The organism is Microbacterium lacus, from assembly GCF_044794305.1.
In the GTDB taxonomy this organism is placed as follows: Bacteria; Actinomycetota; Actinomycetes; order Actinomycetales; family Microbacteriaceae; genus Microbacterium; species Microbacterium lacus_B.
Genome location: NZ_CP084996.1, coordinates 2477095 through 2493471, shown reverse-complemented (window position 1 = coordinate 2493471; position 16377 = coordinate 2477095). Strand labels below are relative to the sequence as shown.

Sequence of the window (16377 nt, the reverse complement as noted above, 5' to 3'; positions counted from 1 at the left end):
TTGGTCAATGGAGTTCGGCGGCACGCCAGCAGCCTTCGACGTGGTCATCGACCATGCCCGCGGACTGCATGAGGGCGTACATCGTCGTCGGGCCGACGAACCGGAAACCCCTCTTGCGCAGCGCCTTGCTCATCGCCTCGGATTGGGGCGTGGTGGCGGGCACGTCGGCGAACGAAACCGGACGCGGCCATTCGAGCGGCGCGAACGACCACAGGAAGGCGTCGAGCTCGCCCGGTTGCATCTCGAGCAGGAGTCGCGCGTTCGAGATCGTGGCCTCGATCTTCGCTCGGTTGCGGATGATGCCCGCGTCGGCCATCAGACGCTCGATGTCGTCGGGCCCGAAAGACGCGACGAGCTCGGGATCGAACCCGGCGAACACGTCGCGGAACCGCGGACGCTTGCGCAGGATCGTGATCCACGACAGGCCCGCCTGAAACCCTTCGAGCGACATCTTCTCGAAGAGCGCACGATCACCGTGCAGCGGGAAGCCCCACTCCTCGTCGTGGTAGCGGCGGTACTCGGCGTCGTCGCCGACCCAGGCGCACCGGTCGAGACCATCGGGTCCGCGCAGGGTATCGGTCACCCCCTGACCCTATGACCGAGAGCCGACATCTCAGAAGACGCAGGCTCAGCGATCTGTCGCGTCCGCCAAGCTCGGCATGCCGGTCGCGGTCATCCCGCGCATGACGAACCGGTGCAGCGCGAGGTAGATCACGAGGATCGGCAGCAGCACGAGCATGCTTCCCGCCATCAGGAGCCCGTACTGAATGCCCCCCGGACCGATCGAGTACAGCGACAGCGCGACGGGCACCGTGTACATCTCTTGCGATTGGGCGACCACGAGCGGCCAGAGAAAGTTGTTCCACGACGACAGGAACGTGAGGATCCCGAGCGTCGCGAGCGGCGCTCCGCATAGCGGCAGCACGATCCGGAACAGGATGCGAAACTCTCCCGCCCCGTCGATGCGCGCGGCGTCCAGCAGCGAATCGGGCACCGCCAGCATGTACTGCCGCATGAGGAAAACCCCGAGCGGTGTCGCCACGAACGGCAGGATCAGCGCGGGGTACGTGTTCACCAACCCGAGGTTCGCCACCAGGACGAACAGAGGGATCATCGTGACGATCCCCGGGACCATGAGCGTTCCCATCACCAGCAGAAACAGCGCGCGCTTGCCGCGGAACTGCAGCTTCGCCAGTGCGTACCCGAACATCGAGCAGAAGACGAGATTGCCGAGAACGACGAACACCGCCACGATCAGCGAATTGGCGAAGTGCAACGGAAAGTCCAGCCGCGTGAGCCACTCGGTGTAGTTCGCGAGCGTCGGCTGCAGCGGCCACCATGTTGGCGGGCGGATGCTGAGCTCAGCCGGCCCTTTGAACGAGGCGAGTGTCATCCAGGCGAAGGGCAACAGGGTCAGAGCCAGCGCAATCGTCAGGGCGAGGGTGACCGCGCGTGAACCCCGGGCGCGGGAGCGCGGGGTCATGATTCCACCCGGGAGCGCAGCGTCCGGAACCACACCGCCGCGATCGCCGCCGTCGCGACCACCAGCACATAGGCCGCCGCGGCGCCGGACGCATAGTCACCGAACCCGAACTGCTCGTAGACGTACAGACTGACCGAGGTCGTCGCGCCGAGCGGCCCGCCGCCGGTCATCACGAACGGTTCTTCGAACAGCTGCAGGTAGCCCACCGTGAGCAGCACCGCCCCGAGCAGAATCGTCGGGCGAAGAAGCGGAAGAGTGATGCGGCGCAGCCGGGTCCACGGCCCCGCGCCGTCGACCGATGCCGCTTCGCGCAGCTCGGGCGGAATCGCCTGGAGACCCGCCAGGCAGATGATCATGATGAGTCCCGCGTTGCGCCAGACCGTCATGATGATGATCGACGGCATCGCCCACGCGGGGTCGGTCAGCCATTGCGGGCCGTCGATGCCGACCACAGCCAGCATCGAGTTCACGATTCCGTCGGACTGCAACATGAACCGCCAGACAATTGCGACCGCGACGATCGAGGTCACGACCGGCGCGAAGAAGCCGATGCGAAAGACCGCACGGACACGTGAGATTCCCGCGTCGACGGTGAGCGCCAGCGCGAGCCCCACGACGATAGTGATCGGGATGCCGACACCGACGAAGTACGCCGTGTTCAGCAGCGACTGCACGAACCGTTCATCGGCGAACAGCGCGGCGTACTGATCGAGACCGACGAAGTTCACCGCGAACGGACTGCGCACGTCGCGCGACGACATGTCGGTGAACGACATCGCAAGCGAACCCACCAGCGGCAGGATCATGAAGACGGCGAAGACCGCCAAGAACGGCAGAGCGAGGGCCCATGCGACCAGGCCCTGCCGCTGAGTCCTCACCAGCCGGTGCCGAGCTCGTCTGCCTTGGCCTGGATGGCGGTCGCGGCATCCTGCGCCGTCGTCGTCCCCCGCGCCACCTTCTCGGATTCGATCGCGATGGTCTGGGCGAGCTCATTCCATGAGGGCACGGGTGGTGCGATGACGACACTCTCGAGCTGGGCTCGCGCCGTCGCAAGCCAAGGGTCGGCGTCGAGCGCGGGGTAATCCCACGCTGCGGTCACCGCAGGAAGCTCGCGCGTCTGGTCATACAGTTCCTGCTGCGCCTCGAGCGTGGCCAAAGAGCGAACGAGCTTGAACGCTCCGTCGAAGTTCGCCGCATCGGTGGGAACCGCCCACGTTGCGGCGCCGAGGTAAGAGGGGTTGCCCGCGGGGCCTGCCGGAACCTCGGTGCACGCCACCGCCGACTCGACCAACTGCGGGCCGACCTGCGCTTCGATGGCCGGGATGATCCAGGTGCCGACGTAGAACGCGGCGATCCGCCCGACGAGCGCATCGCCGATCGGGTCTCCGCCGGCTGTGCCGTCGGCCGTGGCGTGGCCGTCCGTGAAGAGCGAGCCGTAGTACCCGAGCGCCTCGACCATCTCGGGAGTGTCGAGCGTGTACTGCGTGTTGTCGGCGTTCATCGCGGCGCCACCCGCCTGACCGAGCAACGGGAGAATGAACTCGCCCACCGGCTCGTCGGCGCCGATCGGGACGAGCAGCGGAGACTCGCGCAGCGCGGGTACCTTCAGGGCCTCGGAGAAGGCAAGCAGTTCTTCCCACGTCGTGGGTGCCGAGAGACCGGCGAGTGCGGCAAAGTCCTTGCGGTAGCAGAACAGCCTCGTGTCGACGAACCAGGGCACCCCATAGGAGGTGCCTTCGTGCTCGGTCGCCGCCTGCACATCGCTGAGGATCGTGCTCGCGTCGACCACCCCTTCCGCCACCGGCTGCACGCCGTCGGCGGCGATCAGCGTCGGAATGTCGGCCAACCCCATCAGAACGAGGTCGGGGGCGGTGCCCGCCGCGATCGCGCTGGTGACCTTGGTCGCCATTTCGTTCCACGGCACGTCGGTCACTTCGACGGATGCTTCTGGGTTATCGCTCTCGAAAGTCTCGATGAACGGCGCCAATCGGCCGTCGTTGCCGCCAGCGGTCCAGACGATGATCTCGCCCGTCGCCGGGGAGTCATCGATGGTCACCGGACCGTCGACCTCGCCGTCATCGGCGCGACCGCACCCCGCGAGGACGAGAGCCGAGACGAGAAGCACGACCGTCAGAACAGGTGCGCGTTTCACAGTTCCTCCCCCACGAGTCCCCGGAGCCGCGCAGCGTCATCGCCGCACGGATTACGCGCACAGTAGCACGGGAGTGGGAACTGCTGGCACGGTTTCGGGGCTACTTCTTCTTGAGCGACTTCTCCGACACCGGCGCCTCGCCTGACTCGGCGAGCGCGCGGTAGTACTCGCGCGCCTCGTCCTGGCGTGCCTGCTCAGCGCCCGAAGAGATCGACGCGCGCAGGTGCTCCTGCTCGTAGCCGAACGCATCGACGAGGTCTTGTGCGTGCGGGCGCAGACGGCCGCACAGGCGGTCGATATAGGACGAGACCACCGCTGCCCGCTGCGTCGAGATGCGCCCGTTGATCAGGTACCACGCCAGGTGCTTCTCGATCAGGCCGAGGCCGAACAGGTCGCGCAACCAGGTGAGCACGTGCTTCGTGCCATCGTCGGTGGTGCGGTTCACCGCATCGGTGAACGCCTCCCACTGGAGGAGCTCACCGTGCGCACGGGCTGCTTCGATCAGTTCGGACTGGTTCTGGTTGAACACCGCTGCAGCTTCTTCGCGAGGCAGCTTCGATGCCGGGCGCAGGCGGCCCGCGATGTCAGAAACCATCTGCTCGACGCGGCCGGCGAGAAGCTCGTGCTGCTGGTCGGCGCGAAGCCCGCGCTCGACCGAACGTGACGGCTGGCCGAGGTCACCCACAGCCTGGCCGAACTGACGCAGACCGGCGCCGTGGAACACCTTGCCGGCGGTCTGTCCCATGGCGTACTTGGCGAGGGACGCAGCATCCGCCCCCTTGAACTGCTTGGCGTAGTCGCTCAACAGGCGCTTGCCCACCAGCTGCAGGAGCACGTTGTTGTCACCCTCGAACGTGACGTACACGTCGAGGTCGGCACGCAGGCCGACCAGGCGGTTCTCGGCGAGGAAGCCCGACCCACCGCACGCCTCGCGGGCCTCTTGCAGAGTGTCGAGGGCGTGCCAGGTCGAGAGGGGCTTGAGCGCGGCCGCGAGGGTTTCGAGGTCTTCCCGGTCTTCGTCGGTGTCGGCCTTGCCGCTGAAGACGGCGTCGAACTTCTGGAGGAACTCGTCGTGCGCGAAGATCGCAGCGTACGTCGTGGCCAAACGCGTGAGCAAACGGCGCTGGTGCTTGCCGTAGTCCATCAGCACGACCTCGTCGGTGCCAGAGCCCGAGTCGAACTGGCGACGCTGGTTGCCGTACGTGATCGCGATCGTGAGGCCCAGCGCCGAGGCCCACGCCGCCGACCCGTCGAGCGAGACACGGCCCTGAACCAGCGTGCCGAGCATCGTGAAGAACCGGCGGCCCGGGCTCGAGATGTGGCTCGAGTAGGTTCCGTCGGCTGCCACGTCGCCGTACTTGTTGAGCAGGTTCGTACGGGGCACACGCACCTGGTCGAAGTGCAGGCGACCGTTGTCGATACCGTTCAGACCACCCTTGAGCCCGTCGTCCTCGCCGCCGATCCCGGGAAGGAACTCACCGTTCTCATCGCGCAGCGGCACGTAGAAGCAGTGCACACCGTGGTTCACACCGTTCGTGATGAGCTGCGCGAACACGGTAGCAGCGATGCCGTGCAGCGCCGCGTTGCCGAGGTAGTCCTTCCAGGCCGCGCGGAACGGCGTGTGGATGACGAACTCGCAGGTGTCGGGGTCGTAGGTCGCAGTCGTTCCGACGGCGGCAACGTCTGAGCCGTGGCCGGTCTCGGTCATGGCGAACGCGCCGGGGATCTCGAGGTTCATGATTCCGGGCAGCCACTTGTCGTGGTGCTCCTTCGTGCCGAGCTGCAGCACGGCAGAGCCGAAGAGGCCCCACTGCACGCCGGCCTTGATCTGCAGGCTGGGGTCGGCAGAGACCAACTCGACGAACCCGGCGATGTTGGCACCGTTGTTGCCTTGGCCGCCGTACTCCTCGGGGAAGGCGCGGAGCACGCCGCCCTGGTCGACCAGGAGGTGCAGCTGACTGAGCACGCGCTCACGGTGCTCAGCCATGCTGAGACCGTCGATGCGGTGGAACGCGGAATCCTTGACCATCTCGCGCGCGACGCGGCGGGTGTCGGCCCACGTGCCCAGGAGCGCGTCGGTCACGGCCGACACATCGATGCGAGGTTCGGATGCCTCTTCCGGCGTGTGCGCGGCGGTCGGGGCACCACCGGCTGGGGTGCGCTTGTTCGTGGCGGGTTTCTTGGAGCGGACGGCGGCGTCGGCCATGTCATCGCCTTTCGGGATGCGGACGGGGAGTCACTTTCACGGTAGGACTCCCACAATCGCCTACCAAGTCCGTTGATGATGTCCACAACGGTCGGGTCGGATGCGGTCGGGGCTGATTGTGCGGATGCAACATCCGCGGCTCACTCAGCGACTTTTCAGCCGGGGCCAAGTCGAGTCCCCTAGTGTTCGAAGCCCAAGGGGAGTACTCCACCACGGCCCGCTCGACACTACGGACGAAATTCTCGTCCCGGGCGACCGGTCCTCGATCTCGAGGATGGAGAAGACCTTGGCGCTGATCCGCTCACGCCAAGGTTAGGAATCCTCCATGAATGTCAGCACGACTGTCTGGTTGATCACGATCGCCGTCACGATCGCCTTCTTCGTCTACGAGTTCTATGCGCACGTGCGCACCCCGCACGAACCGACCATCGGCGAGTCCGCCCGATGGTCGGCGTTCTACATCGGTCTGGCGCTCCTGTTCGGTGTCGGCATCGGCATGGTGTCGGGCTGGACGTACGGCGGCGAGTACTTCGCCGGCTACCTCACCGAGAAGGCACTGTCGATCGACAACCTCTTCGTCTTCTTGATCGTCATGACCGCCTTCGCCGTGCCGAAGATCTACCAGCAGAAGGTGCTGATGATCGGCATCGTGATCGCGCTCATCATGCGCGGCATCTTCATCGCGGTAGGAGCCACCCTCATCTCGAACTTCTCGTGGGTGTTCTACCTCTTCGGAGCGATGCTGCTGTTCTTGGCCTATCGTCAGGCCTTCGCGCACGGTGAGTCGGACCCCGCGAATGGTCGCTTCATGCGTCTCGTGCGACGAGTCGTCCCGGTCACCGACGAGTACGACCGCGACCGGTTGACCACGAAGATCGACGGTCGACGCTTCTTCACGGCGATGTTTCTTGTCATCGTCGCCATCGGCTTCGTCGACCTGATCTTCGCCGTCGACTCGATTCCTGCGATCTACGGGCTCACCGAAGAGGCGTACATCGTCTTCACGGCGAATGCCTTCGCCCTCATGGGTCTGCGCCAGCTCTACTTCCTCATCGGCGGTCTGCTGCAGCGTCTGGTCTACCTCGCGCAGGGTCTCGCCGTCATCCTCGCGTTCATCGGCGTGAAGCTGCTGATCCACGCTCTGCACAAGAACGAACTCTCGTTCATCAACGGCGGTGAGCCGATCACCGTGATTCCCGAGATCCCGATCTGGCTGTCGCTGGTGTTCATCGCCGCGACGATCACGGTTGCGACGGTGGCGAGCCTGCTCAAGACCCGCCGGTCACCTCAGCCGGAGGTGGAGGAAGCGACAACCTCGAGCACGGCGGCGCCGTAAGCCTCGCGCTTCTTGGCCCCGATGCCGGTGACGCCGTCGAGGTCGGCAAGCGACGCGGGCTTGTGTTCCGCGAGTGCGCGCAGTGTCGCATCGCCGAAGACGATGTACGCCGGCACCCCGAGCTGTTTCGCCACCCCTGCGCGCCACTCACGCAGAGCTTCGAAGAGGCCTCGGTCAGAGGCATCCAGCGCATCACTCGCCGAGACCTTGCGCACGCGCGGCGCGCCACCGGCGCGGCCGATCACGTCACGGCGCAGCGGCACGGGTGTGGCACCCTGCAACACGGCCCCAGCGGGTTCGGCGAGCGCGAGCGTGCCGTAGTCGCCACGGGCGACCAGGATGCCGCGGGCCAGCAGCTGCCGGATCACACTGCGCCAGTCCTGATCGGAAAGATCTGCGCCGATGCCGAAGGTCGCGAGAGAGTCATGGCCGAGCTGCCGCACGCGCTCGGTCGACGCACCGCGCAGGATGTCGATCAGCTGACCCGCACCATAAGCCTGACCGCGCTCGCGCTGGAGCCGGACGATCGTCGAGAGGAGCTTCTGCGCCGGGACGAGCCCGTCGAAGGTGTCGGGCGGCTCGAGGCAGGTGTCGCAGTTGCCGCACGGGTCAGAGGGCTGGCCGAAGTAGTCGAGCAGGTTCTGTCTGCGGCACGACACCGTCTCGCACAGCCCGAGCATCGCGTCGAGGTGCTGCCCGAGGCGCATCTTGTAAGAGCGGTCGCCGGGGGACTGATCGATCATCCGGCGCTGCTGTACAACGTCACCAAGGCCGTAGACCATCCAGGCGAGCGCAGGTTCGCCGTCACGGCCGGCCCGGCCCGTCTCTTGGTAGTACCCCTCGACCGACTTCGGCAGGTCGATGTGCGCGACGAACCGCACGTCGGGCTTGTCGATGCCCATCCCGAACGCGATCGTGGCGACCATGACGACTCCGTCATCACGGAGGAACCGGGACTGGTTGGCCGAACGTACCTCGGACGGTAGACCGGCGTGGTACGGCAGGGCGTCGATCCCCTGCGAGCGCAGCAGTTCTGCGGTCGCCTCTACGCTCTTACGGCTGAGCGCGTAGACGATTCCGGCGGTGCCTGCGGGCTGCGAGCGGATGAATGCGGCCAACTGCCGGCGCGGGTCGACTTTCGCCTCGATGCGGTACTGGATGTTCGGCCGGTCGAAGCTCGCGACGAAGTGCTCCGCCTTCGGCAGCCGCAGGCGCTCGGTCAGCTCGCGGTGGGTCTCGCGCGTCGCTGTAGCCGTGAGCGCCATGCGCGGGACACCGGGGAATCGCTCGTCGAGATCGCCCAGGTTGAGGTAGTCGGGGCGGAAGTCGTGACCCCACTGCGACACGCAGTGCGCTTCGTCGATCGCGATGACGCTGAGCTTTCCGCGTTGCAGGAGCGCGGTGGTCGAAGCGGCTGATAGCCGTTCGGGGGCGACGTAAAGAAGGTCGAGCTCTCCCGCGAGAAAAGCTCGCTCGACCCGTGAGCGCTCGGCGGGCGCCTGGGTGGAGTTCAAGTACGCGGCGCGGACGCCGTTCGCGATGAGTGCATCGACCTGATCGTGCATGAGCGCGATCAGCGGGCTGATGACGAGCCCGGTGCCCGGGCGCACGAGCGCGGGCACCTGGTACGTCACACTCTTTCCGCCACCGGTGGGCATCAGCACAACCGCGTCGCCACCGGCGATCACCTGCGCGACGATGGCGGCTTGGTCGCCCCGAAACTCCTCGTACCCGAAGACCTCGTGCAGCACGTCGCGCGGGTCGGCGCCGGTGAATTCGCGAACGGGTGCGCGCGGGACGGATGCCTCTGACCCAGCGACGGCGGACGAATATGCGTCGTCGGGCGGCGGCATCCATCCGTCTTCGGGCGGAGCCCACTCGTCGAGCGGGGGTTCGTCATCGCGCGCCCACACAGCGCCGGCATACGGGTCTGCGGACGGGATGCTCATCGCCTCAAGGGTAGCCCGCGCCGCCGACACCCGACCTCGCAAGGGGTCCGCAATCCGAACGGGTGCCCGTGACGAACTGATTGAGACGGGCCCACCACCGTCGAATCGGAGCGCGCCATGAACACCAAGAGCAGACGTTGGCGCTTCTGGGCGTGGGCAGCGGTCGCCGGAGTCGTGAGTGCCGCGGTCTTTCTCGCCGTGGCAGAGATCGTCGCTCTGGTCGCCGCCCGCGACGGCAGCCCGATCCTCGCCGTGGGCTCGTTCGTCATCGACATCGTTCCGCAGCCGTTCAAAGAGTTCGCGATCGCCACCTTCGGCGAGTACGACAAGATCGCCCTTCTCGCCGGCCTCGGGCTCGCCGTCGTGATCGCCGCGGCGATCGCAGGCGTCCTCCAGTTTCTGAAACCCCCGCTCGGTGTGCTCGCCCTGGTGCTCGCGGGGGGTCTCTCGCTCGCCGCGATCGTGACGCGTGCCGGAGCGACCGCCTTCTCGTGGCTCCCTCCCGTCGCAGGGACCATCGCCGGGTGCATTGTTCTGGCGATGCTCATCGCTCGGCTGCGCCGGTGGGCAACGGATGCGACCGATACCGCAGCCGAGCCAGCTGCTCCCGCCGAGCCTTCCGAAGCGCCGAAGCTACTCGAGTCACCGACCGTGCACCCGAAGACCCCGGCCGTAGCATCCGTCGACCGCCGTTCGTTCTTTCGCTTCACTGCGATCGCAGGTCTATCCGCCGTCGCGGTGGGCGTGGGTGCCCGCATCGCGAGCGCGGCCACCTCCTCGGTCGATGCCGTACGCAGGGCGCTCAACCTGCCCACGCCGCGGAGCACCGTGACGATTCCCGCCGGCGCAGAACTCGACATTCCGGGCATCACCCCGCTGATCACGCCGAATGCGGACTTCTACCGCGTCGATACTGCCCTTACCGTGCCCAGCATTGATCCCGCGACCTGGCGTCTCGTGATCGACGGCATGGTCGACGAGCGGATCGAGCTGAGCTTCGACGACCTCGTCGCGATGGGCGTCGACGAGTACGCCATCACCCTTACCTGCGTCTCGAACGAGGTCGGCGGAAACCTCGTCGGCAATGCCACGTGGATGGGTGTTCCGGTACGCGATGTCCTCGCGCTCGCTGGTCCTCAGTCCGGCGCCGACATGGTGCTCTCGCAGAGTGTGGACGGATACACCGCCAGCACTCCCCTGGCATCGCTCACCGACGACGGCCTGGATGCGATCCTCGCGATTGCGATGAACGGCGAGCCCTTGCCCCTCGAGCACGGGTTTCCGGTGCGGATGGTCGTGCCGGGACTCTACGGTTACGTGTCGGCGACGAAGTGGCTCACAGAACTGAAGGTCACGACCTTCGCCGATGACGAGGCCTACTGGACTCCGCGCGGCTACAGCGCCGAGGCGCCGATCAAGTTCTCGTCACGCATCGACACTCCCCGCATCGACAAAGAGATTGCGGCGGGCATGACGCCCATCGCCGGTGTCGCTTGGGCCCAGACCGTGGGCATCGAGCGCGTCGAGGTGAGCATCGACGACGGCGACTGGCAGCCCGCGACGCTGTCGACGCCGATCAACGACAACACATGGGTGCAGTGGGTTGTCGAGTGGGATGCGACCCCCGGAGTTCACTACGTCGCGTGCCGAGCCATCAACAAGAACGGCGACCTGCAGATCGCAGAGCGAGTCCCCATCGCCCCCAACGGGTCGAGCGGGTGGGAGCGCGCGCTCATCCGCGTTGTCTGAGAAGGCAGAGACTGCTCAGCACCACTTCGCGGCGATGGTCGTCACGACATTGAGGTTGCGGTTCGTCCCTACTCCGAGCAGTTTCGCCGCGCCGAGCGGGTCGACCACGCCCTCCTGGTATCCCTCGCGCAGCAAGGCATGGGCGGCGCGGCCGCGCACGATCATTTCGCCGGCGTCGGATGCCGCGGCCTCGACCCGCGCGACCGTCTCAGCGTCGAGCTCGTTCTTGAGCAGATAGACGTAGTGCCGGGCGAGGCCCGGGCGCTCCGCGGTCAGCGCCGCGGCTTCAGCGGCGAGCGCGGCGAATTCGGATGCCTCGAACACGATCGTCGGCACGTCAAACCCGCGGTCTGCGAGAAACGCCTGCTCCAGCATCCGCTCGATCTTCGCTCGCGAACGCAGGGGTGTCTGAAACCGCACGTTGCCCGACGCGATGTGGGTCGCGACAGCGGTGAAACCCACGGACTCGACCGCCGCGATGATCGCGTCCTTCGGAAATTTGCGGGTCGGGCCGAGGTTGATGGCCCGCAGGAAAGCGATGTAGGTCGGCATCAGAGCCGCACGACCTCGGTGATCCGCACGATCGCGGTGCCCTCTTCTTCGGACGCGGCAAGATCGACCTGGCCGCGAATGCGCCAGTCGTGGTTGCCTTCCGGGTCGTCGATCGTCTGCTCGACGCGCCAGATTCCCTCGGTCGATGCATCAGTCTCGTCGATCGTGACCAGCCGCGGGTTGCGTGCTGCCCCTCCCGTGAGCATCTCGTCGTGCTCGTCGAAGTACGCATCGAGGGCGTCTGGCCAGGATGCCTCGGGGTCGAGCGTGACCAGTTCGTCGTCCTTCTGCAGCGCGGCCAGCTGCACCCGGCGGAACATCTCGTTGCGCACGAGCACGAGGAACGCCCGGCGATTGGTGAGCACCGAGGGAGGCGCGGGAGGCACGACCGGGGCCGACGGATCGACGAGTTCGGCGGGATTGATCAGGGCTTCCCACTCGTCGACGAGCGACGAGTCGACCTGGCGGACGAGTTCGCCCAGCCACGCGACGATGTCGAGCAGTTCGGGGGTCTGGGCATCGGTCGGTACGGTCTGGCGGATCGCCCGGTACGCATCGCTGAGGTAGCGCAGGACGAGGCCTTCGCTGCGGGCGAGCTGGTAGTGCTGAATCAGTTCGGCGAACGAGAACGCGCGCTCGAACATGTCGCGCACGACCGATTTGGGCGAGAGCTCGAAATCGCGGATCCACGGCTGGCTCGACGCGAACACCTCGAACGACTGGGCGAGCAGCTCGTCGAGCGGCTTGGGGTAGGTGACCTCTTCGAGGAGTTCCATGCGCTGGTCGTACTCGATGCCGTCGCGCTTCATCGCCGCGACCGCTTCGCCCCGCGCGAAGAACTGCTGCTGCGACAGCACCGGGCGGGGGTCATCGAGCGTGGCCTCGATGACACTGACGACGTCGAGCGCGTAGTGGCCGGTGCCCGCAGAGCTGGCGGCAGAATCAGCGGATGCCACGGCCCCGTGCCGCAGCTCGACCTCGGGGTCGAGCAGCCCGATCGCGGCGAGCGCGAACGGCGACAGTGGCTGGTTGAGCGCAAAGTTCGGCTGCAGGTCGACGGTCAGCCGGACTTCGCCCCGATCGGACGTGACCACCTGTGCCACGACGAGGGTGCGGAAGATCGCGAGCGCCCGGCGCGCGAGTTCGTACTGCCGTGCGCGCGGCTCGTGGTTGTCGTAGACCAACGAGCGCACGTTCGCGAACACATCGCCGCCCCGGGCGATGACGTTGATCAGCATGGCCGCGGTGAGCTGCATCTGGGGGACGAGGGGTTCGGGTTCGGCATCCACCAGTCGTTCGAAAGACGCCTCGCCCCAGTTGACGAAGCCCTGCGGAGCCTTCTTGCGCACGACCTTCTTGAGCTTCTTGGGGTCATCACCGGCTTTGGCGACGGCGGCGGTGTTCTCGATCTCGTGCTCGGGTGCCATGACGACGACGGTTCCGGCGGTGTCGTACCCGGCTCTTCCCGCGCGGCCGGCGACCTGGTGGAATTCGCGGGCACTGAGCTGCCGCATCCGTTGTCCGTCGTATTTGGTGAGCGCGGTGAGCAGCACCGTGCGAATCGGAACGTTGATGCCGACGCCGAGCGTGTCTGTGCCGCAGATGACCCGCAGCAAGCCGCGCTGGGCGAGGGTTTCGACCAGGCGACGGTAGCGCGGGAGCATGCCGGCGTGGTGCACGCCGATGCCGGCGCGCACGTAGCGCGAGAGCATCTTGCCGAAGGCAGTCGTGAAACGGAACCCGCCGATGGCCTCGGCGATCTGGTCGCGCTGCTCGCGCGAGACCACCTTGATCGACGACAGTGCCTGCGCGCGTTCCATCGCCGCGGCCTGCGAGAAGTGCACGATGTAGACCGGCGATTGGTTCGACTGCAGGAGGTCTTCGACCGTCTCGTGGATCGGCGTTCGGGCATAGGAGAAGTGCAGCGGCACCGGCCGCTCGACACCTGTGACCCGAGCCACAGGACGGCCGGTGCGCCGCCCGAGGTCGTCGGCGATCGCCGTGACATCGCCCAGCGTCGCCGACATGAGGATGAACTGCGCGCGGGGCAGAAGCAGCAGCGGCACCTGCCACGCCCACCCGCGCTCGGGGTCGCCGTAGTAGTGGAACTCGTCCATCACGACCTGATCCACCTGAGCTTCGGCGCCTTGGCGGAGCGCCATGTTCGCGAGGATCTCAGCCGTGCAGCAGATGATCGGCGCATCGGGATTGACCGACGAGTCACCCGTGACCATACCGACCCGCTCAGCGCCGAAGATGTCGACGAGCGCGAAGAACTTCTCGCTGACGAGCGCTTTGATCGGGGCCGTGTAATACGAACGGCCGCCGTGGGCGAGGGCCACCGCGTGCGCGGCGATGGCGACGAGCGACTTGCCCGTACCGGTCGGGGTCGACAGGATCACGTTCGAACCCGAGACGATCTCGATGACCGCTTCGTCCTGCGCGGGGTAGAGGCTGAGGCCTCGCTCGAGCGCCCACGTGACGAAACCCTCGTACGCCTCGTCGGCACCGGCCCCGCGAGGGACGGCATCGAGGATCGGGAGGGTCATCCCTTGAGTCTGCCAGGCCGGGCGGGGCCGCCTGGCCTGGCAGAGGTGCTAGCGCGTCTTCAGGACGGCGGCCGCAATAGCCAACTGGCCCGCCACGTTGACGTGCAGACTGCCGTCCGACAGGACAGGGAGACCGATGACACCATTGATCCAACGCAGTTTGGTGTCGCACAGTCCGTGCCCCGCGAAAGTCGATGTCAGGTCGAGGAACTTCACCTTCGCATCAGGTACAGATACTGATACTGACGACACGGCAGTAGCGAGTGCGTAGTTCAGTGCGTCTACGCCACCATTGGCAAGGCCCGCCTGTGTGGCGGTGACCGTCACCTGCGTGCCTTGATACGACCCGATCTTGCACGAAGTCGCAACGTTCCCGAACAGCCGCGGATAACCGGTGACGATGATCGTGGCGTGGGGCGCGCTCGCACGGATCGCGACGATCGCCGCCGCTGTGTTCGTCGTGACAGCGGGTAGCAGTCCCCCCGCCTCCGTCAGCGCCAACCTGCACGCGTCATCCCCCTGCGTGTAGCAGATGGTGAGGACGTCCACCCATTTCAAGTCGTTCACACCGGCGGTGATCGTGACCCGCTTCGTCGAGGCGCCGAGCTTACCGGCGGTCACCGCGGTATTCACCTGGCCGAGGAGGTCTGACGACTTCGCACCCGCGCACGCGTAGGATGTCGCCCCGAGCATGAGCGGGTAAGACAGCCGAGAACGAAGGCACGACCGATCAACATAGAGCAGGTTGCCCGTTCCGGCTGCCTCAGAGTCGCCGAAGGCGACATACGAGCTTCCGGCGGACGCAGCTGTGGCAGGTGGTGCCGCAGCAAACAGTGAGATACCCAGAGCGAGTAGGCCGACAACGGCGAAGGCGCGCTTATTCATGACTCCCCTTTGAATCGATGTTTTCGCGGGCAGCTTTCCCCCAGAGCGCCCCTGACAGTGCTGACTGTAGACCTCGGGTGCGTGCGCCACTAGAGGGGTAGCACGCAGGCCGAACGGTGGCGGAACACACGGCACGCCACGTACGTTGACACAGACGACGAAAGGGATGCAGATGCCAGCCTCCGACGATGACATCACGGTCAGCCGCAACGACGAAGAGAACCGCTACGAGATCCACGTCGGTGACGTGCTCGCGGGGTTCACGGAGTTCGCTCTCGATGATCGCGGGCGGTATTCGTACCCGCATACCGAGGTCGATCCCGCCTTTCAGGGGCGGGGCCTTGCCGGGCGCCTGGTCGCGGATGCGATGACGGATGCCGCAAGCCGCGGTGAGACCGTGCGACCGCAGTGCCCCGTGGTCGTGAAGTACCTGCAACGCACTGAGGTGGAGGGCCTGGACATCGACTGGCCCAGCCGCTTCGCGCCAGTTCCAGACCCGTCATGACCAGACTCGACGCCGGCGCCGGTGCCGTCGAAGAAGCCCTGCACCCTGAAGCGGAGCCGCAATCACAGGGCCCGCGGGCGCTGCTGCTCGAGTCGCGCGAGGTGCCGCTCGGCGGCGTGCGTGCGATGGAAGTGCACCGCGCTTTGCCTCAGCGCGACCTGCCGCTCGTCGGCGCGTGGTGCTTTCTCGACCGCTTCGGCCCGCAAGACACCCTCATGCGGGTCGAGCCGCACCCGCACATCGGCTTGCAGACGGTCACCTGGCCCCTGATCGGCGAGGTGCGCCACCGCGACACGATCGGCAGCGACGTGATCGTGCGCCGCGACGCGCTCAACCTCATGACGAGCGGCGCGGGCATCGCGCACTCGGAGTATTCGCTCGGCGACGATCCGATCCCCCTCGACGCCCTGCAACTCTGGATTGCGTTGCCCGAATCGCGCCGCCACGGCGCTCCCGCGTTCGAGCAGCACGAGAACCTCCCCGTGCTCACCCTCCAGGCAACGGAGGGGACGGATGCCTCCGTCACCGTCGTGATCGGCGAGCTGGGCTCCGCCACCTCGCCGGCATCGGCGTACACCCCGATCGTCGGCGCCGAGGTACGGATTCCCGCCGGAACCCGGGTACGGATTCCGCTGCGGGCCGACTGGGAATACGCGCTCGTCGGGGTGACCGGCACGGTGGTCGTCGAGACCGCGACCGATGGGTTCGCGGGGGATGCAGCATCCGTCGACCGCTCACACCTGCTGTATCTCGGAACCGCGCGGGAAGGTGTCGAGGTCAGTGCCGAGGGCGACGCCGTGCTCTTCCTCCTCGGCGGCGAGCCGTTCGAAGACGACATCATCATGTGGTGGAACTTCGTCGGGCGCAGCCACGAAGAGATCGTCGAGGCGCGCGAGGCCTGGGAGGCGCAGTCCGATCGGTTCGGGCGGGTGGAGGGGCACGGCGATGTGCGGATTCCCGCGCCGCCGATGCCCGCCGTACGGCTCACACGCAGGCGGCGCCGGGTCTGAG

The 16377-nt window shown here is 66.7% G+C and carries 13 protein-coding genes; 4 read left to right on the top strand and 9 right to left on the bottom strand.

Translation table 11 applies throughout. The annotated features are described in order from the left end of the window. Positions 1 to 4: 4 nt before the first annotated feature. The 5 genes from LG299_RS11900 to LG299_RS11880 all read right to left on the bottom strand — a co-directional run bounded on the left by LG299_RS11900 (position 5) and on the right by LG299_RS11880 (position 5841). The gene (locus LG299_RS11900) at positions 5 to 583 is read right to left on the bottom strand and encodes a DNA-3-methyladenine glycosylase I (protein WP_404430476.1); all 579 of its coding nucleotides are present in this window, start codon (positions 581 to 583) and stop codon (positions 5 to 7) included. A 45-nt stretch (positions 584 to 628) separates the two neighbouring features. Beyond that, entirely contained in the window at positions 629 to 1483 is an 855-nt protein-coding gene (locus tag LG299_RS11895; protein ID WP_404430474.1) for a carbohydrate ABC transporter permease, read from the bottom strand. After that, positions 1480 to 2361 carry a carbohydrate ABC transporter permease gene (locus LG299_RS11890; RefSeq protein ID WP_404430472.1) on the bottom strand — a complete coding sequence of 294 codons (882 nt, stop codon included), beginning with the start codon at positions 2359 to 2361 and terminating at the stop codon, positions 1480 to 1482. Before LG299_RS11890 ends, LG299_RS11895 begins: the two co-directional genes overlap by 4 nt. After that, a complete protein-coding gene (locus tag LG299_RS11885) occupies positions 2358 to 3635 on the bottom strand; it encodes an extracellular solute-binding protein (protein WP_404430470.1) in 1278 nt (425 codons plus the stop codon). The genes LG299_RS11890 and LG299_RS11885 overlap by 4 nt, the downstream gene beginning before the upstream one ends. 100 nt (positions 3636 to 3735) lie before the next feature. Further along, positions 3736 to 5841, bottom strand: coding sequence for an acyl-CoA dehydrogenase (locus LG299_RS11880; protein WP_404430468.1), 2106 nt, complete (start codon positions 5839 to 5841; stop codon positions 3736 to 3738). Positions 5842 to 6166: 325 nt separating this feature from the next. Between LG299_RS11880 and LG299_RS11875 the strand changes: the two genes are divergently transcribed. Next, on the top strand, positions 6167 to 7177 hold the full coding sequence (locus tag LG299_RS11875; RefSeq protein ID WP_404430466.1) for a TerC family protein: 1011 nt from the start codon (positions 6167 to 6169) through the stop codon (positions 7175 to 7177). Here LG299_RS11875 and recQ read toward each other — a convergent pair. After that, entirely contained in the window at positions 7129 to 9126 is a 1998-nt protein-coding gene (gene recQ / locus LG299_RS11870) for a DNA helicase RecQ (RefSeq protein ID WP_404430464.1), read from the bottom strand. The two genes, LG299_RS11875 and recQ, sit on opposite strands and share 49 nt — an antisense overlap. 117 nt (positions 9127 to 9243) lie before the next feature. Here recQ and LG299_RS11865 point away from each other — a divergent pair, with 117 nt between their 5' ends. Then, positions 9244 to 10875 (top strand): molybdopterin-dependent oxidoreductase, encoded by a 1632-nt coding sequence (locus LG299_RS11865; protein WP_404430462.1) that lies wholly within the window; start codon positions 9244 to 9246, stop codon positions 10873 to 10875. Positions 10876 to 10890: 15 nt separating this feature from the next. Here LG299_RS11865 and LG299_RS11860 read toward each other — a convergent pair whose 3' ends face one another. The 3 genes from LG299_RS11860 to LG299_RS11850 are packed head-to-tail and all read right to left on the bottom strand — an operon-like array spanning position 10891 to position 14861. Beyond that, on the bottom strand, positions 10891 to 11427 hold the full coding sequence (locus tag LG299_RS11860) for a DUF1697 domain-containing protein (RefSeq protein ID WP_404430460.1): 537 nt from the start codon (positions 11425 to 11427) through the stop codon (positions 10891 to 10893). Then, positions 11427 to 13976, bottom strand: coding sequence for a DEAD/DEAH box helicase (locus tag LG299_RS11855; protein ID WP_404430458.1), 2550 nt, complete (start codon positions 13974 to 13976; stop codon positions 11427 to 11429). The genes LG299_RS11860 and LG299_RS11855 overlap by 1 nt, the downstream gene beginning before the upstream one ends. Positions 13977 to 14024: 48 nt before the next feature. Then, positions 14025 to 14861, bottom strand: coding sequence for an SGNH/GDSL hydrolase family protein (locus tag LG299_RS11850; protein WP_404430456.1), 837 nt, complete (start codon positions 14859 to 14861; stop codon positions 14025 to 14027). 172 nt (positions 14862 to 15033) lie between these two features. Here LG299_RS11850 and LG299_RS11845 point away from each other — a divergent pair, with 172 nt between their 5' ends. Further along, positions 15034 to 15366, top strand: a complete 333-nt coding sequence (locus LG299_RS11845; protein ID WP_404430452.1) for a GNAT family N-acetyltransferase — start codon at positions 15034 to 15036, stop codon at positions 15364 to 15366. Next, a complete protein-coding gene (locus LG299_RS11840; RefSeq protein ID WP_404430451.1) occupies positions 15363 to 16376 on the top strand; it encodes a pirin family protein in 1014 nt (337 codons plus the stop codon). The genes LG299_RS11845 and LG299_RS11840 overlap by 4 nt, the downstream gene beginning before the upstream one ends. The last annotated feature ends 1 nt before the right edge of the window (position 16377 follow it).